Raw genomic sequence first — 23,530 nt, forward strand, 5'->3', positions numbered from 1 at the left:
CAGCCTGGCCGGTCGGCCAGGTCCGGGACTCCGCCCCCGTCTCCCGGTCTCCCGCCGTTGTCCCCTGTCCGCGCCTCCCCGCTCACTGCGGCCAGGCACACGCCAGGACGGGCCGCAGGCACGGGATTCCGGAGAGTGCGGGGGTTTATACGGACTGCTGGCGAAGGCAGTGACAGAGGAAGTCCGTGCGTAAAGGCGTGGTCTGACGGGCCGACGGCCGCTAGGCTCAAAGATCCCCAGGAGCCCTCGACGAACCGGACACGGACTCGGGGCAGACGGCTATCAGAGAGAGCGTACTCATCCGATGAGTGCAGGTGGCGCGGCACAGACGCCGGATCCCGAGCTTGCCGAACTCGCCCGGAATTCCCGCAACTTCGGATTTCTGTACGACCATCTGGCGCTGCTCGTCGCCTACGGCACCGCCGCCGAGGCCTACGTCTTCACCGACCCGAACACCTCGCTCATCAAGTCCCGCCAGTTCGGCGAGGCCCTCGCTGCCGACCTCGTCCTCCGGGGCCGGGTCCAGTACGCGGGCAGTAAGCAGATCGAGCGGTTGGCAGCTCTGGACCGAGAGGGCTACCTGCACGGCAACGTGAAGGACGCCTTCCACGAGGTCCGAGTACTGGGCAACAGGGCCAGTCACGACGGCTACAACGACCCCGACGACGCGTTCAGGGCGCTGCGGACCTGCCACCGCTTGGGCGTCTGGTACTACCGTCTGCTCACCGCCTCCCGGGACCAGCGGACCTTCGTCCCGCCGGACCCGGACCGCACTCCGGCCGCCGAGAACCGTGCGCTGCGCTCGCAGGTGGCCGAGTCGCGTCGTGCCCTTCAGGAGGCACGCCTCAGCTACGAGGGCCAGGCGAGCCAGGCGCAGGCCGAGCAAACCGCACGCACCGCTGCCGAGCAGGAGCTGGCCGCTGCCACCGCCGAGCGTGAGGAGCTGGCCCGCCAGGTCGAGGCCATGCGCGACCGGCTCGCGGCGCTCCAGCAGGCGCAGTCCGCCGACGACAACCGCCTGCTGTACGCACGGGCCACCAGTCCGGCAGCCGCCTCCGAGGCCGTGGCCGAACGCGCCCGGCTGCTGGACAACGCCGAGCAGGCCGCCCGCGAGCCGCTCACCGAAGCCCAGGTGCGGGTACGCCTGGACGAGATGCTCACCGAGGCGGGCTGGAGCGTCCAGGACGCGGGCGCCGACCTCAACCTCTATGTGCAGGGCGACCGGCGCGGCAGTGGCGTCGCCGTCCGCGAGGTGACCACCGCGAAGGGCCGCGCCGACTACGCGCTGTATGTGGAGCGCAAGCTGGTAGGCGTGATCGAGGCCAAGCGGGAGGGTGCCGACCTGACCGCCGCCCAGGAGCAGGCCGACCGGTACGCGGACCATCCCACCGACGCGCAGCAGCGCCTGATCGCCTGGCGTACACCGCTGCCGTTTCGCTACGTCTCGGACGGCGGCGAGACCCGGTTCCGTAACACCCTCGACCCGGACTCGCGTACCCGGCGCATTTTCTCCTTCCACCAGCCCCGCACCCTCGCCCGGTGGATCCGTCAGGCGGAGCAGGATCCGCAGGCTCCCTCCTACCGCGCCCGCCTGCGCCTTCGTATGCCCGAGCTCGACGAACGCCCGCTGCGTCCCGCGCAGATCAAGGCGGTGCGCGAGGTCGAGAAGTCCGTCGCGCTGGGCAAGGGCCAGCAGGGCACCGGCCAGTCCCGCTCCCTGGTGCAGATGGCGACCGGCGCCGGTAAGACGTACACGGCCGTCACGTTCGCGTACCGGATGCTCAAGCACGCCCAGGCGGAGCGTGTGCTGTTCCTGGTGGACCGCAACAACCTGGGTGCCCAGGCGCAGACCGAGTTCGAGAACTTCGTCACGCCCGACACCAACCGCACCTTCGCCGACCTGTACAACGTGCAGCGTCTCGGCGCCGAGGGCATGAACCCGTCCGCGAAGGTCGTCGTCTCCACCGTGCAGCGCCTCTACATGGAGCTCACCGGCGCGAGCGTGCCCGCGCGACCGGACTCGGCGGAGGGCGAGGAGGACCACTCCTACGACGTGGCCGCGGACATCTCCGTCGGCTACAACGCGAACATCCCGCCGGAGTCCTTCGACCTGATCGTCGTCGACGAGTGCCACCGCTCCATCTACGGCAAGTGGCGTTCCGTCCTGGAGTACTTCGACGCGCCGATCGTCGGCCTGACCGCGACACCCGTCGCCCAGACCTTCGGCTACTTCAACGGCAACCTGGTCAGCGAGTACACCTACCAGGAGGCGGTCGCCGACGGCGTCAACGTCGACTTCCAGGTGTACGAGATCCTCACCCGGATAACGGGGGAGGGCGGCGCCATCGCCCGCGGCATCATCCCCGTCCGCGACCGGCGCACCCGGCGGCAGCGCTACGAGGACTTCGACGAGGACGTCACCTACGGCGCCAAGGAAGTCGGCGTCGGCGTGATCAGCAAGGACCAGCTGCGCACGGTGATCCGTACCTTCCGTGAGCGCCTGTTCACCGAGATCTTCCCCGAGCGTGCCAAACGCGACCGGCAGACCGGCGAACTGCTGTGGGAGGAGATGTACGTCCCCAAGACGCTCATCTTCGCCAAGAACGACAACCATGCCGAGGAGATCGTCGAGGTCGTCCGGGACGTCTTCGGCAAGGGCGACGACTTCTGCGCGAAGATCACCCACGCGGCGAGGAAACCCGCCGAACGTCTCTCCGCCTTCCGTAACCTGCCCCAACTGCGCATCGCGGTCACCGTCGACATGATCGCGACGGGGACGGACGTCAAGCCGCTGGAGTGCCTGCTGTTCCTGCGGGACGTCAACAGCTGGGCCTACTTCGAGCAGATGAAGGGCCGGGGCGCCCGCACCCTGTCGCTGACCGAGTTCGAGCGGGTCACTCCGGGCGTCGGCCCCAAGACGCACTTCGTGATCGTCGACGCGGTGGGGGTGACCCGCAAGGAGAAGGTGGACGCGGGACCGCTGGAGCGGCACACGGAGAAGGACCTCAACCTCGAGAAACTCCTCCGGCTCACCGCGCGGGGTCTCGCGGAGGACGAACACGTCTCCACTCTGGCCTCGCGCCTGGCCAAGCTCGACCTCCAGTTGACGGACGAGGAACGGGCCGAGATCGAGACCCTCAGCGACGGCGTCCCGCTGAAGACCCTCGTGCACAACATGGTCGAGGCCGTCGCCGTCGACGAGCAGGCAAAGACCCGGGATGCCGCGGAACGGCTGGGCCTCGACCCGGACAAGGCGGTCAGGGCTGCGGTGGACCGTGCTTTGCAGCCGCTGGGTTCCAATCCGCCGCTACGTAAGCGGCTGCTGGAGATGCGCCGTGCGAAGGACATCCTGTACGACGAGACCAGCCGCGACGCCCTCGTCTCCGCCGGCGCGGTCGCGGAGGACGAGTCCACGGCCCGCAACACCGTCCGTGACTGGAAGGCGTACGTCGACGAGCACCGGGACGAGATCGCGGCGCTTTCCCTCGCCTTCGCCGCCGGTTCGCAAGTCCCGCCGCGCGAGGCCCTGCGGCGCCTCAAGGACCTGGCGCGGTCCGTGGCCCGCCCGCCGCGTGCCTGGACGGCGGACCGGCTGTGGCGTTGCTACGAGAAGGTGGGCGAGGCCGGGACGGTCGACCGATCCGTCGCCCGGACCGCGGTCGACCTGCTCGCCCTGCTTCGGTACGAACTCGACGGTGGCGCGGAGAACGGTGCGGACCGGCCGCGCCCGCATGGTGAGGCGGTACGGGAGCGGTACGCGGGGTGGCTGGCGAGGCAGGAGCAGGCCGGTGTGACCTTCACCGACAACGAGCGCTGGTGGCTCGACCACATCGCCACCGCCACGGTCAAGCATGTACGCTTCGACACCGCCGACCTCGACTACGCCCCGTTCATCAAGCGGAATGGCACGGACGGCTTCCTCGCGGAGTTCGGCGAGACGAGGGCGGAAGAAATCCTCGACGAACTGGACAGGGAGCTGGGCGCGTGACGCTGGGGCTGAGTGCGGCTGAGGGGGACGGGGCCGAGGGGGCTTCGGGGGGGCTTCCGGCGGGGTGGGCCTGGGCCACGGTCGCCGAGCTGTGTGACGTCAATCCTCGCGGCTTCGATGAGGAGCCCGAAGATGATGACCTGGTCTCTCAGGTTCCCATGGCAATGGTCGAGGCCGGGACGGGGCGCCTGGACGCTTCGACGCAGGTGCGGTACGGAGACTTCAAGAAGAAATCCCTGACCCGGTTCCAGGAGAACGATGTTCTCTTCGCGAAAATTACGCCGTGCATGGAGAACGGGAAGATCGCGAAGGCGCAGGCGCTGGCCGGCGGTCGAGCTCTCGGTAGCACCGAATTTCACGTTCTTCGCAGTCGGGGGGCTGTCCTTCCTGAATACTTGATGCACTATCTTATGCAGCGTTCAGTGCGAATCGTCGCTGAACGGCATATGTCTGGCGCTGTGGGGCAACGGCGTGTGCCTCGTCCCTACCTTGAATCACTCGAGATCCCTGTGCCGCCTCTTGAGGAACAATTGCGGATCGTTACCGAGGTCGGACGCCAGGTGGCCCACATAGAGGCTGGCGAGCGGGCTGTCTCCCTCGCGGTCGAGCGTGCGGTCGACCTCCACGCAAGTATCGCGGACGGTGCAATTGAGCAGCTTTCCGACGCCCCAATGGTGAAGCTGGAGTCAGTGTTGCGCGAACCGCTGCGCAACGGTGTCTCGGCGAAGGCGACCAACAGTGGGGCTGGAATTCGCACCCTCACCCTGACCGCAGTCACCCGAGACAACTTCAGCGACCAGTTCACCAAGATTACCGGCGCAGATCCAAAGAAGGCGAAGAACCTCTGGCTGGAGGACCAGGATATTTTCATCCAGCGGTCGAACTCAGCCGAGCTGGTCGGGACGTCAGCTATCTACCGGGGGGCTGAAAATTGGGCGATCTATCCCGACCTCCTCATCCGCGTGCGGGTGCAGCGTGACCAGTCTTTGCCTGATTATGTAGCTTTGGTCTTGCGTACGAGTCGGGTCCTTTTCTATTTGCGCCAGAATGCCCGTGGGCTGTCAGGGTCGATGCCGAAGATTGATCAGACGACGATCGAGAACGTGGAGTTTCCGTTGCCTTCCTTGCCGCGCCAGAAGGAAGCCATAGATTGGGTGGCCCGGCAGGAAGCGTCCCTGGAACCCATCCTGTCCTCGATCAACGATGCCCGGAACAGAAGTACCAATCTCCGCGCCTCCCTCCTCCGCGCAGCCTTCACCGGCGCCCTTGTCCCTCAGGACCCTGCTAACGAACCGGCATCAGTACTGCTCGACCGGATCCGCGCTGAGCAGAAGGCGAGGCCTCCCCGTAAGCGCGCCGCGCGCAATCCCCGTTCCACCCCGCCCGGTCAGGAAGAACTGCCCTCATGAGCACCACCCCCGCTCCAGTGAACAGCGCCACGTCTCCCCGCCGGTCCGCCGGAGAGACGACCTCGACACTCGTCAACCGGCTCTGGTCGTACTGCGAGCTGCTCCGGCACTCCGGCGTCTCCACCCTCGACTACGTCGAGCAGCTGACCTACCTCCTCTTCCTGAAGATGGCCGACGAGCGTGCCAAGCGCCCGGCGAGGTTTCGTAGGAATGAGCCCGAGGAGGCGCTCGTCCCCGAGGGCCTGGACTGGCCCAGCCTCACCAGTCGGTCGGCCGAGGACCTCTTGGAGCACTACGAGCACATTTTGCGGGAGCTCGGCCGCAAGGGCGGCACCATGCTCGGCGAAGTCTTCACCAAGGCGCAGAACAAGATCCACGAACCGGCCGTTCTGGACCGGCTCGTCAAGGACCTGATCGACCCCCACACCTGGACCCGCGAGAACCAGGACCTCAAGGGCGACGCCTACGAAGGCCTCCTCCAGCGCGGTGCCGAGGACCGCAAGACCGGAGCCGGCCAGTACTTCACCCCCCGCCCGCTCATCGACGCCATGGTCGACTGCGTGCAGCCCAAGCCCGGTGAGTCGATCACCGACCCCGCATGCGGCACCGGCGGCTTCCTCATCGCCGCGCACGCCCACATCGCCGAGCGCTATGAGGACGAGCTCTACGGCGACCAGGCCCGCAAGCTCCAGACGGGCGCCATCACCGGGTACGAACTGGTCCGGGAGACCGCCCGGCTGGCGCTCATGAACATGCTCCTGCACGGCATCGGCACCTCCGATGGCCGCCCTCTCATCACGGTCCAGGACTCCCTTGCGAAGTCGCCGCACAAGTTCTACGACATCGTGCTCGCCAACCCGCCCTTCGGCGTGGGCTCGGTGACCGGCGAGGCCTATACCGCCCGCAAGGACTTCTGGACGCAGACCACCAACAAGCAGCTCAACTTCGTCCAGCACATCTACACCCTGCTGAAGACGAACGGCCGGGCCGCGCTCGTCCTGCCGGACAACGTCCTGTTCGAGGGCGGCGCCGGTGCGGAGATCCGCCGCCGCCTGCTGGAGCTCACCAACGTTCACACGCTGCTGCGGCTGCCCACCGGCATCTTCTACGCCAACGGCGTCAAGGCGAACGTCCTGTTCTTCGACAAGGTCCCGCCCCGCCCCGGCGGCAAGCCCGCCACCAAGCAGCTCTGGGTCTACGACTTCCGCACCGACCAGAGCTTCACCCTCAAGCAGCGCGCCCTGCGCCGCGAGCACCTCGACGACTTCGTCACTGCCTTCCACTCCGGAGGCAAGGACTACTCGGCCCGAAAGCCCAGTGAGTGCTTCCAGCCTTATGAGTACGATGAGTTGATCGCACGCGACAAGGTCAACCTCGACTTGACGGTGCTTCAGTCCGCCTCCGCTTCCTCCGCCCCGCTCGCGCCTCCGGACGTGATCGCTCAGGAGATCGTGGATGAACTGGAAAGCGCTCTGGCCGAGTTCACTGCCGTCGCCCAGGCCCTGAAGAAGGCCGTGGGCACGGCCGCCGGTCCCGAAACGGACCAGGCCGAGGGTGACCCCACGAACAGCACCACTACTGGCACCACCGAAGAGACAGACCAGGAGCGGTAGTCCGGCTCTCGGCCCCTTTGGCCACCCGGCCCAGAGGTCCCGTCGGCGGCCACTCCGTCAAACGGGACGGAACGGTGTGTGGGTCCGTACACGCGTATGGGCCCACACACCGTTCCGGGACAGACACAGGGACTGGGTGAAACATGGTCAACGGGCTCGGTAACGGCGTGACAGGAACGGCCGCAGGGGGTGTGGCGGAGAGACTCTGGACCGGAGAGGGCATTGCCGCACGGCTCCTGAGGTTTTACGACGAGAAGACCAGCACCCGCGCCATCACGCGCCTCCAGTTCGTGGAGCACGTCGGCTACCTGCTCTTCCTGAAGTTGGACCATGAGCGCTCACAGCGGCCGGGACGGTTCGCCCGCAAGTCCGTTGCCCCCGAAGGAGCCTGGCCGAAGCTCACGGACCTTGGCGGAGACGCCCTGTACAGCGGATTCACCGATCTCATGCGTGAGCTCGACAACCAGGCACCCAACCGCTCCGACCGGCGGATCGCCGGCATGGTCTTCCGTGATGCCCAGCCCTGGGACCTCGGCCGCATGGCCGAACTCGCCAAGCTGATCACGGAGCAGATAGATCCCTATCAGTGGCGGCTCATACCCCAGACCGAACTGGGGCGAGCCTTCACCATCATGCTGCGCGCCTGCCGGGAAGACATCGACCGAAAGATCGACACCGGCCAGACGCTGACACCGTTTCCCGTCCTGAACGCTGTCGTCAAGGTCCTCGACGTGGGCCCCGACGACATCGTCATCGACCCAGCCTGCGGCACCGGCTCCACGCTCATCGCGGCCTACCAGGAGATGCAGTCCACCGACCCGGCCGCCATTGCCGGAGCGGACCTGGACGCCCAGATGTGCCGACTCGCCACCCTGAACATCCTGTTCAACACAGGCCGCCCCTTCTCCGACCCCGCGCCGGTGAAGCTCGCGGACACCCTCACGCACAAGGCCCCCGTGGTACGGGCGGACAGCACCCTTCCGACCGTGGCCATCTGCAACCCGCCCTTCAGGAGCGACGGTGTGGTCCCGAACGCCACCATGCGGGACGACTTCCTCGCCTACGGCGACTTCCCCACCAACTTCCTCCAGCACCTCATGGTCACTCTGAGGTCAGGGGCACGGGCTGCGGTGTTCGTACCCGACGGCGTACTGTTCGGCGGAGGCGCGGCAGCCACCGTAAGGCGCGCGCTGCTGAAGAACTGCGACGCGCACACGCTCCTGCGGCTGCCCACCGGTATGTTCCACCGCAAGGGCGTGAAGTCGAACATCCTCTTCTTCACGAAGTCCACCCCCATGCCGAACGGCCAGCCCGTCACACGGAACCTGTGGGTCTACGACGCCCGCACGGGCAACCACCGCACGGACACCGGGAACCCGGTCACGGAGGCCGACTTCGACGACTTCGTCGCCGCGTGTATGCCTGGTGGGGACATCACCGACCGCACCGAGTCAGAACGCTTCCGTCGCTACCCGGTGAACGAGCTGCTGGACCACCCGGCCGTGACCTTCGATCTGAAGGCCAACCTCGCGCCGGAGGCGGACGACTTCGGCTCCCCGAAGGAGATCGCCACCGAGATCGCCGATCTGCTCGACACCGCCGCAACGCACTTCCGTGAGGTTGCGGAGGCTTTGCCGTAGATAGGGGTGGGGGCTACTGCGCTCAGCAGCCCCCCCACGTTCACTCAGCCCGCCGCGGCGAAGGCCACGAACGTGGCCCAACCGTCTGCCCGCACGGAGAGGTGTGGCCGGTGCACGTCCTTGGAGTCACGGACATGGATTACGACGGTGTCGACCGCGACCTCCACGCACTCGCCTCCCTCGTTACCGCTGTAGCTGCTCTTGCGCCAGACGAGCTGTCGGAAGCTCTCAGCACTCATCTTCGGTCTGCATCCTCTCGATCAGGGCCAGAGACTCTCGCGGAGTGAGTGCCTGTGCCCTGATGCTGCCGTAGCGTGCGGCCAGAATACGGACCTCGTCCATGTCCGTGGCCAGACGTGCGACGGCCTGTACTTCCGTGTACCCCACCTGAGACTTGTTCTTTGGCGTCAGCAAGGTGAACGAACCGCCCATGCAAGCGTGCTCGGACCGGTCCGTGGGCATTACCTGCAACTCGACTGTGCGGAGCCGCCCGAGTTCGAGCAGCCGGGTCAACTGCTCCTTGTGGACCTCGGGGCCGCCGATCGGTCGACGAAGCACCACCTCTTCGATCACGGCAGTCACTATGGGCGGGGGCCATTGGGCCAGGATGTGTTGGCGGTCCATCCTTGAGGTCACCCGCTGTTCGATGGTCTCCTCCGTCAGTAGAGGCTTCCGCATCTCGTACAGTGCGCGCGTTCGCCGCTCGGTCTGGAACAGTCCCGGGACGTCATGGTTGTTGTAGAAGTTGATCTCAACCGCCTCCCCCTCCAACCGCGCATAGTCCCGGAACCAAGCCGGGTGCCGGACCCGCGCACGGGCCTTGGCCCGCGCCACGTCCTCCTTCGTCGCCTTCAGTAGCCCGCCCGCGTCGAGCAGGTCGTCCGCCGCGTCGAGGAAATCGGGTTGAGGCGTTCTGCGGCCCCGTTCCAGGGACGAGACCTGGTCCTCGCCATACCCCAGCCGGTCGCCCAACTCCTTCTGGGTCAGGCCGGCGCGCTCCCGCAGGAGTTTGACCTGTCTGCCGACAGCCCGGTTCAGGTCGATGAGGCCGTCCGCGTCCTCCGAGGGCTCGGGGCGGCCTTCGGTGTCGTTCTGACGGGGTCCCGATGTCATCACGCTTCCCCCAACTCACCTGCCCCCGCCCGGTTACTCCCGTCAGAACGGACACGCAACCGTCAGCGGCGGTACAGGCGTGTGCCGTACCGATGGTTCTTCTGGTCAGCGTACGACCAGTCGGACACGCTTTGTCACATGAAGTACGAAATCCGTGACCATTCCTGTCTGCCCCGCCGTGCCCCCATGCCTGCCCCCTTCCGTCAGCAGTTCAGCTCGACCGGACGCGGCGCACGACTTGCCCGTCTCCTCGCGGCTCAGCAGTTGGCGGACTGGGGGTGGGCCAGGGGCGGTGAGTGCCTGGAGGCCGCCGAACTGGTGGTGGGTGAACTCGCCGCGAACGCGGTCACCCACGGCCGCGTGCCCGGGAGGGACTTCCTGCTCACGATGACGCTGGTCAGGCCACCGGAGGACGGCTCCGGCACCCTCCGGATCGAGGTGGCGGACAGCAGGGGGGAGCGGTTGCCCTCCTCGATGCCGAAGCCCTGTCCGGACGGAGAGCGCGGCCATGGACTGGTCCTCGTGAGCGCGCTCGCGGCCCGGTGGGGCGTCGTACCCCGGTCACCCTCGGGAAAGACCGTATGGGCCGAGCTGCAGAGTCCGCCAGGATGAGGCGGCACGTGATCTCAACCGCCCGCCTCCCCCTACCCGGCGGCTACGACAGGTGATCGTTCTCGGCTGTCTCCGCTGCGGCGATCCGCTGCCATAGCCGCTCCGCGATCTCGACCAGCGTTCCCTCGCCCGGCACCCGCCACTGCTTGGGCCCTTGGACCGCGCTCCACTGCTCCTTCCAGTCGGCCTCGTTCCACATCTGGGAGACCAGCCCCGTCGGCGAGTAGCGCTTGCCGTTGGCCTCCCAGAGGAGCGGCGTCTTGCGGTCGTTCACCCAACTCGCGCGGCGGCGCCGAGGGTCGGCGTTGAGCCAGGCGCCGATGGCGAGTTCCTCGACGGCGCTGGGGGCGTACTCCAGGCGTGTCCCCTCCTCGATCGCATCGTGGTCGACCAGCAGGCGCACGGTCTGAGGCCTGCGCTGCCGCGTTCGTCCAACGGTCTTCAAAAGCGCTGCCAGGTTCATGGGAGAGTTCGGTCCGGCACCGCGTTCGAGCGTGCCGAGCACTGCCGAGACCAGGCGCGCGCAGCGTTCCTCGTTCGCGAACGTACTGGTGACGAAGCTCTTGGGGGTGAAGAGGGCGTCGACCAGGCTGATGAGTCCCGCCAACACCTGGCTTACCTGGCCTGGAGTCTCAGTAAGTACGCCCTCCCAGTCGCCATCGGACTCTTCGAACCGGTCCCGCCCAATGCGCTGGAAGACCAGGTGGGCGGCGAGGAGAGCGCCACTGTCCGCGATGGCGGCCGGCCGGCCGGTGAGCTTCGCCCGGGTCTTCGTCAGCTCGTCCCGTACCAGGCGCAATACCTGCACCGCACGCCAGATCTGCAGAGCACTCGGCTGCTGCCCGAAGAGGCGGGTATAGGCGCCGTTGGGCCCTTCGCTCCACAGAGCGTTGGTCGATCCCTTGACCCGTACGGCGAGTGAGGAGTCCCGGTGCATGCAGGCCAGGGCGGTGGCCGCCTCCGTGACCGAACAGCCCGAATCGGGCGCGGGGTCCAGCTCGCCCCGCCGAAAGACATACTCCTTGTCGAGGGAGATGCGGAAGTCCTTCTGGATCTCGCCCTGGACGGGGTCGATGGCTATGAAGTCCCGGCGCTCCATGTGGTTCTGGGTGTTGGTCGCCTTGGTGATGGAGCGGCCGAAGCCCTCCGGTGTTCCTTCCAGGGAGATGACACGCACCATCACGGAGGCTTCCACAACGGCGTCCGAGTCCTTCTCGTAGGCCCGGAACGCGGAGGTCACCGTCTGTGCGCCGTTGACCACGCTGGCGTTGGTCAGGGTGAGAACGGTCGGCTGCCCCACCGCCCGCTTGAAGGGGTATTCCTGCGTGATCCTGTCGCACTGCACGGTGATGCCGTTGTGGCGGTAGAGGAAGCCCTCGGGGTCCTCCAGCAACGAGTCGACCATGGTCTGGTTGACGCCGGTCAGCCCCAGCGAGCGGCGGACGTTGCGGTCGTAGAGGCGCTCGCCGTGCCCTTCATGCTCGTCCTTGCCGCCGTACCAGCGGGCCAGCTGATCGGCACTGACCTCGCCGATGACCGCCTTGAACGGGGTCTCGCGGGTGTACCACTCCCGGTTCATGGTCGCCTTGAGGGTGATCGGCTGCGGCTCCAAGTCCTCCCGGACGGCCCGGTGGAAGTCGGCCTGGTTCACCACCCGATACGCGACGGTCCGTCCGAGCCCGCCGAACTCACGGGCTGCCTCGTCCAGGATGTCGCGGGTTTCCTGGGAGAGGCGGCCGTCTCCCATGAGCGCGATGACCAGGTTCACCTTGCAGGTGGGAAGCTGGAGGACACCGTGGACGCGGTCCGAGAGGAGCTGCAGCCGCTCGTTGAAATGGTCGAGGTCACGGTTGTCGAGCTTCTTCAGCCCGTGCACCAGCTTGAGTGCTGCCTCCGTGTCGAAGCCGGCCGTCCCCTTGTCCTTCCACTTGGCTTGGATCAGGTAGATCTCGGAACCCGACGCGGAGAACGCCACGCTGTCGATACCGAAGTCGTCACGGCCGTCAATGACCCCGGCCGCGGCCTCGTCCGACGTGCAGTCCGTGAGGATGCGGGCCGCCTTCGCGGAGACGGCCCGCGACAACAGTGCCGTCTCGCGCTCCTTGGGGTCCTTCTTCACGAAGTCGTCCATGGAGATCCGCTGCCCGAACTCCTTCAGCAGCGCCTTCCTGATGTGCTGAACCTCCAGCGGCATGTTCTGCCCGCCCTGCGTCATGCATCCCCCAACACCGAGGTCTCGACCAACCGGTCAGTGTAACCACATCAAATGATTGCTATCTGGCCAAATGGCCTGCTCTGTAAGGGATTTGAGGTTGACGAGGGTATCCTGTGGGCTGAAAAGAAACCGGTCGCCCTGTTAGGCATCGCGCGGACATCGGTTGCACGCGGCCATGTGCCCGTGTTGTGGTGTAGCGGATCATGGGTTACGCGTTCTGGTGCGAGCCCGCTGACGATCTCGGCGGACGCCGCTCTCCACGAGGCGCCCTGCTGAGGCGGGTCGGACCTCCGGTTCGGCGGAACCACTCTCCCCGGCCCGCGGATTCCGGTGCTTTGATCGGCTGCACCATCCGGAGGGACACCATCTGTGCGCTGCCCTTGCCCAGGCCGAACACGCCCGCACCCTGCTGACCGGTGCCCCCGGCGACGAGGTGCCGTTCTGGGCGTCGGCCTGGGGTCCACCGGCCGCGTCGGTGTACTCCCGCACTGCCAAGGTCCACGAAACTTTGGGAGACCACCGGACCGCCGCCGAGCAGTACGCGCTGGCCGCCACGGCCCGCCCGGCGGACACCTATGCGCGCATCGTCGCCCTGGACCTGGTCGCGGGCGCGGAGATGCACCTCAAGTGCGCCAGCATCGAGCAGGCGTGCGCCACCTGGCACCGGACCATCGACCACATGGGCGGTGTCCGCTCCGTCCGCACGGAAAAGGCGGTCCACCGCATGCGCAGCGACCTCGCACGCTTTCGGTCCCGTGGCCTGCAGTGCGTGGCCGAGCTCGACGAACGGGGACGCGACTTCCTCGTCGGCGCCTGACCTCAGCGGTCCCCGGAGAAGCGGCGGATGATCGGCTCCAGGTAGTCCGCGTGCGGACCGGGCAGACCGGCCAGTTCGCCCGGTGAGCGGACCAGGGCGATGTCGTCGAGTTCGGGTTCGCGGCTCTGGCTGCGCTCGGCTGCCGCAGCAGCGGTGAAGTCCGCGCGCAGCGTCGCCTCGGGAAGGGGCGGGGCGAGGTAGGTCAGGCCGATGCTGTCGTTCTCGCCACGGGTGACGACCCACAGCTTCAGGTCCTCGGCTGCCGCGCCGATCCCCAACTCCTCGGCGAGCTCTCGCGCGGCCTGGCCGGCCAGTGCCGGCTCGTCCAGAGCCGCCCCGTTCCGGGGAGGCTCCACAGACCCCCCTGGCAGCTGCCAACGGCCCGGGGCGGCCGTAGCGGGCGACATCCTCGCTGCCAGCACACGGCCGTCGTCTGCCGGCTGGACGACGTTCACGAACAACGAGGGCAGTGCGGTGGCGCCAGGAACGCGACGCAAGGCGTAGTGCCGGTAGGTCACACGCACCCAGGAAAGGCGCAGGGTGCGCGGGCCAGTCCGTTCCAGTCCCCCACACGCCACCACAGGCCCGTCGAAGAGGGCGGGGTTGGCCCGGACCGCCATGTCCCACACCCGGTCCCGGGCCTCGGCGTCCTGGGGCGGCAGCGGCGGTTCCGCAGCTTCGGTCAACAGGAGCCGCTCAACGTCGAAGAGGTCAACGCCCGCAGGGGGCAGTCTCTCGGTCACCGGCCCATCGTAGAACCCGCCCCACTCCTGCCCGCCACGAGTGCCTGCTCGTCCCTCAGCAGCGTTCGGTGCTCAACCAGGTCGTCACATCCATCGACGCCCGTACCGCGATCGCCGATCGTCCCGACCCGGCTTCAACCGCCGCAGCGGCACGCTTTTCGTTCGCTCGAACAGGTGAGAGCGCGGCCGGTGAATCGTCGCTTGTGGCTGGTGACGGAGTTCTTACCGGCACCCCGGGTTCCACAGAGTCCAGGGCTCTTGTTTCGGAGAGATTGGTTCGGCCTGCCCGCAGTCCGCGAGGGCCGCCTCCCGGCGTCCTGGCAGCGAGATCGGATGACGTGGATCAAGCCTGAGGTCCTCGGACGGTCCCGTGGGTGGTGGAGAGCTGTCGGTGCGGAGACCGGGCTTGCGCCTCCCCGCTCCTTCGCCGAGTCCGTGCCGCACCGGTACGGCCGCGCGGGAAAGTTCCGGCAGGCCGATGAATCTCCGCGCCCGCGGGCGTCTACAGGTGCAACAGTCCCGAGCGGTATGAGACCAGGAGGCGAAAAGATGAGCACCGAGCAGACCACCCCGGCCGGCGGCTTCTCCTACGAGCTGACCCGAACGCTGGACGCCCCCGCGGTCAAGGCGTGGCGGGCGTGGACCACCCCCGAGCAGTATGCCCAGTGGGCCTACGCCGCTCCCGGCTCCGTCGAGATGGACGTACGGCAGGGCGGAGCGTGGAAGGCCATGACGGTCACGCCCGACGGCGGACGGTTCCCGCTGACCGGCTCCTATCTCGAGGTCGTCGAGAACCGCCTCCTGGTGATCGGCATGGACGTACCCGGCAAGCCCGAGCCCGCGGTCATGACCGTGGAACTCGACGAGCAGGACGACCACCGCACGCAGATCGTGCTCCGGCAGACCTGCGACACCGCAGAGGATCGCGACGCGGCCGAGCAGGGCAGCACCATGCTCCTCGACAGTCTGAACGTCTTCCTGGCCGATGGGGCGAGGGACTGAACCCCGCTCACAACGCACCACCGGCCCCGGATCATTCGGCAGGCCGGAACCGCGCGGGCGTACGCGCGGTGGTGCAGGCGGGGTGGGCCGAACTGGGCGGCTGCGGCGCCGACGTCCTGGCCGTCGGCGACCTCCCGCACGACTGGCTGTTCCCTCGCACCGCCGCCGTCGTCCACCACGCCGGGGCGGGTACCACCGCAGCCGGACTGCGGGCCGGAGTACCCGCCCTGCCGGTCCCCGTCACGGCCGACCAGCCGTTCTGGGCGTCTCGGCCGTCCAGCTGGGAGTCGCTCCCCGGCCTCCGCCGTTCCAGGACCTCACCGCCGAAGCCCTCGGCGCCGGAATCGCGGCCTGCCTGTCCGATCCGGCCCACCGCCGCGCGGCCGAACCCGCCCACGGCACCGCCGCAGAGGACGGCGCCGCTGCGGTGCTCGCCCACATCAGCTCAAGACGCACGGGGTGAACCCGAGGGACGCTCCGTCGCCGTGGTCACCCGGGAAGGCTTCGAGGTGGCGCTGGAGCGTGCGTGCCCGCCCCGCTCCTGACGCACCGTCCACTGCGGCGATGTGGCGCGCACCGCCTTGATTCGTCCGGTCGGGTCCGAGCGGAGGGTGGGGTCCCGGTTCGACGGCCCGGGGCCCCGTGCTGCTGTCGCCCGCTGAGGGCCAGGGCTTCTCGCTTTCCGGTGTTGCGCGAAACTGGCCGGTTTTCGGTGGTTCCCGACCGGGTGTGGGGTGTTGTTCCTGCTTTCGATGGTCCACTTAGGTAACTGGTTGCTTATGGGTGGGGTCGGTCTGTCACCCTGTCGGCATTGATCGAGGTGTATTCGTACGAACTGCCCGGGGAGCTGCCCATGGGGGTCATTCCGACGCAACGGGAGACCTCGCCTGCCGCGTCCGAGGCGTTCGCGCGGGCATGTGCGCGGGCGGACGCGACCCTGCCCGGCGGTTCCCTCGCCCCGGGGTCCGCGCGCGCCCTGGTGCGGGCGGCGCTCGCCGAGTGGACGGAACACGCCCTGCCCGGCGTCGAGCACCTCACCCCCCGCGCCGGTGACGACGCCACGCTGATCGCCAGCGAGCTGGTCACCAACGCCGTCGTGCACGCCGGGACCGAGGTACGGCTCACCTGCACGCTGGAGGAGGACACCGGCGCGCTCGTCATCGAGGTCGCCGACCGGCACCCCTCCCGCGCCCCGCGCGACAGCGGGCCGGACGCGGCGCCCTCCGAGAGCCCCGAGTACGGGCGGGGGCTGCGGCTCGTCGCCGCTCTCTCCGAGGCCTGGGGGATCACGTACCGGCCCGGCGCCCACACGAAGACGGTCTGGGCCCGCATCCCCGCCGGAGGCCTCGCGGCGGACGGCCCGGACGGCGTGACGGACGGCGTGGGTGACTCGGTCGGCGGGGGCGACTGGGGCGACGACGTGTGCGCGTACGTGGAGGAGGCGGAGCCGGACGGGGTGCATGAGGTCCCGGGGTCCGGCGGGGGCCGGGAGGTGTGGCGTGCCTCGCGGCCGTACCGACGGGACGGGGCCTGGCTGGGGCGCGGAGCGCTGTCGTTCCTGGCCGAGGCGTCCGATCTGCTCGCCGGGCAGCTCGACGAGGATCTCGTCGCCGCGCTCACCGGGCAGCTGATCGTTCCGCGGCTCGCGGACTGGTGTGCCGTGTGGCTGGAGGACGGGAGCAGCGGTCACGGCGGCTGGGGCGGAAGCACGTCGGCCGACGGGTCCCGTCTCGCCCGGGTCTGGCACGCCGACGAGAGCCGCGTCGGGGAACTGAGCCGGGTGCTCGAGCAGAATCCGCCGCCGTCCTCCGACCCGTTGTCCCCCGGCCCGCTCGACTACCCCTGGCCCGAGAAGGCGTTCCGGATGCCGGAAGCCGGCCTCGGCCTGCCGGAGGCCGCTCTCGGTCTGTCGGAGAGCCTCGGCGGGGCGGAGGGCTTCCGCATGCCGGGGAGCCTCGGCATGCCCGGGGTCGCGGACGGCGGACCGGCGTACGACTGCGTCGTCTCCGTCTCCCTCCCCGTGCCTCTCCCGCCCCCGGTCTCCGTCCCCGCGCCCGGCGCGGCCCTCGCCTACCGGCTCGTCGCCGGCGGGCGGCCGCTCGGGACGCTGGTGATCGGACGGGCCGGGATCGGGCGGTTCCCGGACGAGATCACCGGGCTGGTGGAGGATCTCGGGCGGCGCGTGGCGCTCGCCATCGGCGCCGCCCGGCAGTACGCCCGCCAGGCCACCATCTCCGCCGTGCTCCAGCGCGGACTGCTGCCCGGCGCCGTCGCCGAGATCCCCGGTGTGCGCTCCGCGTTCGTCCACGAGCCCCTCGACAAGGGCGGACCGAGCGGCGACTTCTACGACCTGTTCCAGGCGGGCGAGGGCCGCTGGTGCTTCGCCATCGGCGACGTCCAGGGCAAAGGGCCCGAGGCGGCCGTCGTCATCGGTCTTGCCCGGCCCTGGCTGCGGCTGCTCGCCCGCGAGGGCTACCGCGTCGCCGACGTCCTCGACCGCCTCAACCAGCTGCTCCTCGACGACGCCACCGAAGCCGCCGACGCCGCCGCCCGCGCCCTCGTCGCCGCCGGTGCCCGCCCCTCCGCCCCGGGCGACGGCCCCCAGACCCGTTTCCTGTCCCTGCTCTACGGCGAGCTCACCCTCCGCGCCGAAGGCGACGGCGGCGCCCGCGTCACCCTCGGCTCCGCCGGACACCCCCTGCCGCTGCTGCTCGCGCCCGACGGGACGGTCCGTACCGTCGCCCGGCCGCAGACCCTGCTCGGGGTCGTCGAGGACGCCACCTACACCAGCGAGACCTTCGAGCTGCGCTCCGGCGACACCCTGCTCTGCGTCACCGACGGCGTCACCGAGCGGCGTTCCGGCTCCCGCCAGTTCGACGACGGCGACGGGCTCGCCACGGCGCTGGCCGGCTGCGCGGGGCTGGACGCCGGGCTGACGGCGGAAAGGATCAACCGGCTCGTCCACGAGTTCGGGGCACGGCCGCCGGCCGACGACCTCGCGCTGCTCGTGCTCCAGGCGGACTGATCCCGCGACGCGGGAGAGGACCGGGACGAGTGCGGGACAATGGAGCACATGCCTTCCGCACTCCCCGACGGCGAGCCCGTCCCCGCCGACGGCGCGCTGCCCGCGTCCGCGCTCGCCGGGGCCGCAGGCCGCCCCCTCGGGTTCTATCTGCACGTGCCGTACTGCGCGACCCGCTGCGGCTACTGCGACTTCAACACCTACACCGCCACCGAGCTGCGCGGCAGCGGGGGAGTGCTCGCCTCCCGTGACAACTACGCCGACACCCTGACCGACGAGGTCCGCCTGGCCCGCAAGGTGCTCGGCGACGACCCGCGCGAGGTGCGCACCGTGTTCGTCGGCGGCGGCACGCCCACCCTGCTGGCCGCCGACGACCTCGTACGGATGCTGGCCGCGATCCGCGACGAGTTCGGGCTCGCGGCGGACGCCGAGGTGACGACGGAGGCGAACCCGGAGTCGGTCGACCCGGCCTACCTGGAGACTCTCCGCGAGGGCGGCTTCAACCGGATCTCCTTCGGCATGCAGAGCGCCCGGCAGCACGTGCTGAAGGTCCTCGACCGCACGCACACCCCCGGCCGCCCGGAGGCCTGCGTCGCCGAAGCCCGCGCGGCGGGCTTCGACCACGTCAACCTCGACCTGATCTACGGCACCCCCGGCGAGTCCGACGACGACTGGCGGGCCTCGCTGGACGCGGCGACCGGTGCCGGGCCGGACCACGTCTCGGCGTACGCGCTGATCGTCGAGGAGGGCACCCAGCTGGCCCGCCGCGTCCGCCGCGGCGAGGTCCCGATGACGGACGACGACGTGCACGCCGACCGGTATCTGATCGCCGAGGAGACCCTGTCGGCAGCCGGCTTCGACTGGTACGAGGTGTCCAACTGGGCCACCTCCGACGCCGGCCGCTGCCTGCACAACGAGCTGTACTGGCGGGGCGCCGACTGGTGGGGCGCCGGCCCGGGGGCGCACTCGCACGTGGGCGGGGTGCGCTGGTGGAACGTCAAGCACCCGGGCGCGTACGCGGCGGCGCTGGCGTCGGGCCGGTCGCCGGGCGCGGGCCGGGAGCTGCTGTCGGACGAGGACCGGCGGGTGGAGCGGATCCTGCTGGAGCTGAGGCTGCGGGAGGGCGTGCCGCTGTCACTGCTGAAGGAGGAGGGACTGGCGGCGTCGCGGCGGGCGCTGGCGGACGGGCTGCTGGAGCGGAGGCCGTACGAGGAGGGGCGTGCGGTGCTGAGGCTCCGAGGGCGGCTGCTGGCGGATGCCGTGGTCAGGGATCTGGTGGACTGATCACTCGGCGGAGTGGATCACCGCGGAACGCGGGTTCGGTCCCTGACCTGGTTCGTAGGCTGCCGTGACGAAGTCGATCAGCTCCTCGACCCTGCCCAGGAGCTCCGGCTCCAGATCCCTGTAGGACCGCACGCGTCCCAGAATGTGCTGCCAGGCCGCCCCCGTGTTCTCCGGCCAGCCCAGTGCCCGGCACACCCCCGTCTTCCAGTCCTGGCCGCGCGGGACGCGGGGCCAGGACTCGATGCCCAGGGACGACGGTTTCACCGCCTCCCAGATGTCGATGTAGGGGTGGCCCACCACCAGGGCGTGCTCACTGGTGACCGCCTCGGCGATGCGCGACTCCTTCGAGCCCGGCACCAGGTGGTCCACCAGGACCCCCAGCCGCGCGTCCGGGCCCGGACCGAACTCCTCGACGATCGCCGGGAGGTCGTCGACGCCCTCCAGGTACTCCACGACGACGCCCTCGATGCGCAGGTCGTCGCCCCACACCCGCTCCACCAGTTCGGCGTCGTGGCGCCCCTCGACGTAGATGCGCCCGGCGCGTGCCACCCGTGCGCGTGCGCCCGGGACGGCCACCGAACCGGACGCCGTACGGGCCGGCCGCGACGGACCGGCGGCCGGCCGGACCAGCGTCACCACGCGCCCCTCCAGCAGGAACCCGCGCGGCTCCATCGGGAACACCCGGTGCTTGCCGAAGCGGTCCTCCAGGGTCACCGTGCCCGCCTCGCAGCGGATCACCGCGCCGCAGAATCCGCTGCCGGGCTCCTCCACCACCAGACCGGGCTCGGCCGGCACCTCGGGGACGGGCCGGGACTTCTTCCACCCAGGGGTCAGGTCAGGAGAGTACTGGCGCATTCTGATGACGATAGGAGAAGCCGGCCCCCGTTCGGCCGAGGATTCAGCACGACACGCCGAAGCGGACCGCGAGGGCGTCGCGCTGGGCCCGTACGAACGCCGCGTCCACCGCCGCGCCGTGGCCGGGGACGTACACCGCGTCCTCGCCGCCCAGGGCCAGCAGCCGGTCCAGGGCGGACGGCCAGTGCGACGGGACGGCGTCGGGGCCCGCCTGCGGTTCGCCGGACTCCTCCACCAGGTCGCCGCAGAACACCACCCCCGGGTCGCCGGGCACCAGCACCGCGAGATCGTGCGCCGTGTGCCCCGGGCCCACGTTCGCGAGCAGCGCCTGCCGTCCGCCGCCCAGGCCGAGCGTCCACTCGCCGGACACCGTGTGCCGGGGACGGACCAGCGCGTCCACGGCCTCCTCCGCGGCCCGCGCGTCCAGACCGTGGCGCACCGCGTCCGCGCGCAGCTCCTCGCGGCCGTCCCGCGCGAGTGCCGTGTCCATGCCCGCCGCGCCGAACACCTCCGCGCCCGCGAACACCGCCGCCCCCAGCACATGGTCGAAGTGGGGGTGGGTGAGCGCGAGATGCGTCACACGCCCCCCGGCGAGCGCCTGCGCCCCGGTCCGCAGCCGCGCACCCTCGCCCAGGGACGAACCGGCGTCCACGAGCAGCACCGCGTCCGCCCCGACGACGAGCCCCACCGTGCAGTCCCACACCGGAAGCCGGCACCGCCCCACCCCCGGCGCCAGCCTTTCCCATCCCGACTCTTCCCAAGCCACCGTCATACCGCGACGCTAACGGCCCACGGCTTTCGCGGCGCGTCCGCGCGGGACCGGCCTTGCCCGGGGAGTACCCCCCGGCCGTACACTGGGCGGGGAGTCTGGCACTCGCGTGCGAAGAGTGCCAGGGCATCCGGAAAACGGACCGGGCGGACGGCTTTTGGAGGTGTGCGTGATGCTCAGTGAACGCAGGCTCCAGGTGCTGCGCGCCATCGTCCAGGACTACGTCGGCACCGAGGAGCCCGTGGGCTCCAAGGCCCTCACCGAGCGGCACAACCTGGGCGTCTCCCCGGCCACCGTGCGCAACGACATGGCGGCCCTGGAGGACGAGGGCTTCATCGCCCAGCCGCACACCAGCGCCGGGCGCATCCCCACCGACAAGGGCTACCGGCTCTTCGTGGACAAGCTCGCCGGCGTCAAACCGATGACCGCGCCCGAGCGGCGCGCCATCCAGAACTTCCTCGAGGGCGCCGTCGACCTGGACGACGTCGTGGCCCGCACGGTGCGGCTGCTCGCGCAGCTCACCCGGCAGGTCGCCGTCGTGCAGTACCCGTCGCTGACCCGCTCGACCGTGCGGCACGTGGAACTGCTCCCGCTGGCGCCCGCGCGCGCCATGCTGGTGCTGATCACGGACACCGGACGGGTCGAGCAGCGCATGGTCGACTGCCCGGCGCCGGTCGGCGAGGCGTCCCTGGCGGATCTGCGCGCGCGGCTCAACAGCCGTGTCGCGGGCCGCCGTTTCACCGATGTACCGTCCCTCGTCGAGGACCTCCCCGAGGCCTTCGACCCCGAGGAACGCGGTACGGTCTCGACCGTGCTCTCCACCCTCCTGGAGACGCTGGTCGAGGAGAACGAGGAGCGGCTGATGATCGGCGGCACCGCCAATCTGACGCGCTTCGGACATGATTTTCCCTTGGTGATCCGGCCTGTCCTGGAGGCGCTCGAGGAGCAGGTCGTGCTCCTCAAGCTGCTCGGCGAGGCGAAGGATCCGGGCGTGACCGTCCGTATCGGTCATGAGAACGCCCATGAGGGACTCAACTCCACGTCCGTCGTGTCGGTGGGCTACGGTTCGGGCGGCGAGGCGGTTGCCAAGCTCGGCGTGGTCGGACCGACCCGCATGGATTACCCGGGAACGATGGGAGCGGTACGCGCAGTGGCACGGTACGTCGGACAGATCCTGGCGGAGTCGTAAGTGGCCACCGACTATTACGCCGTACTCGGCGTGCGCCGGGACGCGTCGCAGGAAGAGATCAAGAAGGCCTTCCGGCGACTCGCCCGCGAGCTGCATCCGGACGTCAACCCGGATCCGAAGACCCAGGAGCGGTTCAAGGAGATCAACGCCGCCTACGAGGTGCTGTCGGATCCGCAGAAGAAGCAGGTCTACGACCTCGGCGGCGACCCGCTCCAGCAGGCCGGCGCCGGCGGCGCGGGCGGCTTCGGTGCGGGCGGCTTCGGGAACTTCTCCGACATCATGGACGCGTTCTTCGGCACGGCGTCGCAGCGCGGTCCGCGCTCGCGCACCCGCCGCGGCCAGGACGCGATGATCCGCCTCGAGGTCGAGCTGGACGAGGCCGCGTTCGGCACGACCAAGGACATCCAGGTCGACACGGCGGTCGTCTGCACCACGTGCAGCGGTGAGGGCGCGGCGCCGGGCACCACGGCGCAGACCTGTGACATGTGCCGCGGCCGCGGCGAGGTCTCGCAGGTCACGCGGTCCTTCCTGGGCCAGGTCATGACCTCGCGCCCCTGCCCGCAGTGCCAGGGCTTCGGCACCGTCGTCCCGAACCCGTGCCCCGAGTGCGCGGGCGACGGACGGATCCGCTCCCGCCGCACCCTGACGGTGAAGATCCCGGCCGGTGTGGACAACGGCACCCGGATCCAGCTGGCGGGCGAGGGCGAGGTCGGCCCCGGCGGCGGCCCCGCCGGCGACCTGTACGTCGAGATCCACGAGCTGCCGCACAACATGTTCCAGCGGCGCGGCGACGACCTGCACTGCACGGTCACCCTCCCGATGACGGCGGCCGCCCTCGGCACCAAGGTGCCGCTGGAGACGCTGGACGGCATGGAGGAGGTCGACATCAGGCCCGGCACGCAGTCCGGCCAGTCGATCCCGCTGCACGGCCGGGGCGTCACACATCTGCGCGGCGGCGGCCGGGGCGACCTCATCGTGCACGTCGAGGTGCAGACCCCGGGCAAGCTCGACCCCGAACAGGAGCGCCTGCTGCGCGAATTCGCCAAGCTCCGCGGCGAGGAGCGCCCGCTGGGCCAGTTCCAGCCGGGCCAGCAGGGCCTGTTCTCCCGGCTGAAGGACGCGTTCAACGGGCGCTGACGGGTAACCGGCGGGTGCTTTCCCGCGGGGGCCGGACGAGGTCCCCGCGGTGCCCCCGGAAGCGGGCCGCGCCCGGGGCACGGTCAACTTCGGAACCGGATCGGGGCGGATCGGGGCCCCCC

18 protein-coding genes and 1 pseudogene are annotated in these 23,530 nt (G+C 69.6%); 12 read left to right on the forward strand and 7 right to left on the reverse strand.

The annotated features are described in order from the left end of the window. Positions 1–304 precede the first annotated feature (304 nt). Together ACFWVE_RS30770 and ACFWVE_RS30775 are read left to right on the forward strand one after the other, a co-directional pair. Positions 305–3,988 (forward strand): DEAD/DEAH box helicase family protein, encoded by a 3,684-nt coding sequence (locus ACFWVE_RS30770; RefSeq protein ID WP_384021080.1) that lies wholly within the window; start codon positions 305–307, stop codon positions 3,986–3,988. Further along, positions 3,985–4,518 (forward strand): annotated as a pseudogene (locus ACFWVE_RS30775) (restriction endonuclease subunit S); the annotation flags it as partial. The gene ACFWVE_RS30770 and the pseudogene ACFWVE_RS30775, both read left to right, overlap by 4 nt. A gap of 768 nt (positions 4,519–5,286) precedes the next feature. On the opposite strand, the gene ACFWVE_RS30780 reads toward ACFWVE_RS30775, so the two are convergent. After that, on the reverse strand, positions 5,287–5,379 hold the full coding sequence (locus tag ACFWVE_RS30780; protein ID WP_384021123.1) for an LEPR-XLL domain-containing protein: 93 nt from the start codon (positions 5,377–5,379) through the stop codon (positions 5,287–5,289). A 14-nt stretch (positions 5,380–5,393) separates the two neighbouring features. On the opposite strand from ACFWVE_RS30780, the gene ACFWVE_RS30785 reads away from it, so the two are divergent. Next, positions 5,394–7,010, forward strand: a complete 1,617-nt coding sequence (locus ACFWVE_RS30785; RefSeq protein WP_384021083.1) for an N-6 DNA methylase — start codon at positions 5,394–5,396, stop codon at positions 7,008–7,010. 191 nt (positions 7,011–7,201) lie between these two features. Further along, a complete protein-coding gene (locus ACFWVE_RS30790; protein ID WP_384021086.1) occupies positions 7,202–8,650 on the forward strand; it encodes a class I SAM-dependent DNA methyltransferase in 1,449 nt (482 codons plus the stop codon). Between the two features lie 44 nt (positions 8,651–8,694). Here ACFWVE_RS30790 and ACFWVE_RS30795 read toward each other — a convergent pair whose 3' ends face one another. Both ACFWVE_RS30795 and ACFWVE_RS30800 read right to left on the reverse strand, forming a co-directional pair. Next, on the reverse strand, positions 8,695–8,889 hold the full coding sequence (locus tag ACFWVE_RS30795) for a DUF397 domain-containing protein (protein WP_042172068.1): 195 nt from the start codon (positions 8,887–8,889) through the stop codon (positions 8,695–8,697). Continuing rightward, complete coding sequence (locus tag ACFWVE_RS30800) at positions 8,879–9,763, reverse strand: Scr1 family TA system antitoxin-like transcriptional regulator (protein ID WP_384021090.1); 885 nt, start codon at positions 9,761–9,763, stop codon at positions 8,879–8,881. The genes ACFWVE_RS30795 and ACFWVE_RS30800 overlap by 11 nt, the downstream gene beginning before the upstream one ends. A 138-nt stretch (positions 9,764–9,901) precedes the next feature. Here ACFWVE_RS30800 and ACFWVE_RS30805 point away from each other — a divergent pair, with 138 nt between their 5' ends. Further along, entirely contained in the window at positions 9,902–10,375 is a 474-nt protein-coding gene (locus tag ACFWVE_RS30805; protein WP_384021093.1) for an ATP-binding protein, read from the forward strand. A 43-nt stretch (positions 10,376–10,418) separates the two neighbouring features. On the opposite strand, the gene ACFWVE_RS30810 is transcribed toward ACFWVE_RS30805, so the two are convergent. Then, complete coding sequence (locus ACFWVE_RS30810) at positions 10,419–12,590, reverse strand: AIPR family protein (RefSeq protein ID WP_384021096.1); 2,172 nt, start codon at positions 12,588–12,590, stop codon at positions 10,419–10,421. 475 nt (positions 12,591–13,065) lie between these two features. Here ACFWVE_RS30810 and ACFWVE_RS30815 point away from each other — a divergent pair, with 475 nt between their 5' ends. Continuing rightward, positions 13,066–13,407 (forward strand): hypothetical protein, encoded by a 342-nt coding sequence (locus ACFWVE_RS30815; protein WP_384021098.1) that lies wholly within the window; start codon positions 13,066–13,068, stop codon positions 13,405–13,407. A 2-nt stretch (positions 13,408–13,409) separates the two neighbouring features. Here the strand turns inward: ACFWVE_RS30815 and ACFWVE_RS30820 are convergent, their stop codons facing one another. Continuing rightward, positions 13,410–14,150 carry an NUDIX hydrolase gene (locus tag ACFWVE_RS30820; protein WP_384021101.1) on the reverse strand — a complete coding sequence of 247 codons (741 nt, stop codon included), beginning with the start codon at positions 14,148–14,150 and terminating at the stop codon, positions 13,410–13,412. A 549-nt stretch (positions 14,151–14,699) separates the two neighbouring features. On the opposite strand from ACFWVE_RS30820, the gene ACFWVE_RS30825 reads away from it, so the two are divergent. The 4 genes from ACFWVE_RS30825 to hemW all read left to right on the forward strand — a co-directional run bounded on the left by ACFWVE_RS30825 (position 14,700) and on the right by hemW (position 19,458). Next, a complete protein-coding gene (locus tag ACFWVE_RS30825) occupies positions 14,700–15,152 on the forward strand; it encodes an SRPBCC domain-containing protein (RefSeq protein WP_384021104.1) in 453 nt (150 codons plus the stop codon). A gap of 68 nt (positions 15,153–15,220) precedes the next feature. Further along, the gene (locus ACFWVE_RS30830; protein WP_384021107.1) at positions 15,221–15,697 is read left to right on the forward strand and encodes a nucleotide disphospho-sugar-binding domain-containing protein; all 477 of its coding nucleotides are present in this window, start codon (positions 15,221–15,223) and stop codon (positions 15,695–15,697) included. Positions 15,698–16,005: 308 nt separating this feature from the next. Continuing rightward, positions 16,006–18,177, forward strand: coding sequence for a SpoIIE family protein phosphatase (locus tag ACFWVE_RS30835; protein WP_384021126.1), 2,172 nt, complete (start codon positions 16,006–16,008; stop codon positions 18,175–18,177). 48 nt (positions 18,178–18,225) lie between these two features. Further along, complete coding sequence (gene hemW, locus ACFWVE_RS30840) at positions 18,226–19,458, forward strand: radical SAM family heme chaperone HemW (protein WP_384021110.1); 1,233 nt, start codon at positions 18,226–18,228, stop codon at positions 19,456–19,458. Here the strand turns inward: hemW and ACFWVE_RS30845 are convergent, their stop codons facing one another. After that, positions 19,459–20,313 (reverse strand): DUF3097 domain-containing protein, encoded by an 855-nt coding sequence (locus ACFWVE_RS30845; RefSeq protein WP_384021113.1) that lies wholly within the window; start codon positions 20,311–20,313, stop codon positions 19,459–19,461. It lies immediately after the preceding gene. A gap of 43 nt (positions 20,314–20,356) precedes the next feature. After that, entirely contained in the window at positions 20,357–21,085 is a 729-nt protein-coding gene (locus tag ACFWVE_RS30850) for an MBL fold metallo-hydrolase (protein ID WP_384021115.1), read from the reverse strand. A gap of 169 nt (positions 21,086–21,254) precedes the next feature. Here ACFWVE_RS30850 and hrcA point away from each other — a divergent pair, with 169 nt between their 5' ends. Together hrcA and dnaJ are read left to right on the forward strand one after the other, a co-directional pair. Beyond that, complete coding sequence (gene hrcA, locus ACFWVE_RS30855) at positions 21,255–22,271, forward strand: heat-inducible transcriptional repressor HrcA (RefSeq protein WP_042172081.1); 1,017 nt, start codon at positions 21,255–21,257, stop codon at positions 22,269–22,271. Further along, entirely contained in the window at positions 22,272–23,408 is a 1,137-nt protein-coding gene (gene dnaJ, locus ACFWVE_RS30860) for a molecular chaperone DnaJ (protein WP_384021120.1), read from the forward strand. It abuts the gene before it with no gap. Positions 23,409–23,530 lie beyond the last annotated feature (122 nt).

Origin of the sequence: Streptomyces sp. NPDC058632 (genome assembly GCF_042717095.1) — a bacterium.
In the GTDB taxonomy this organism is placed as follows: Bacteria; Actinomycetota; Actinomycetes; order Streptomycetales; family Streptomycetaceae; genus Streptomyces.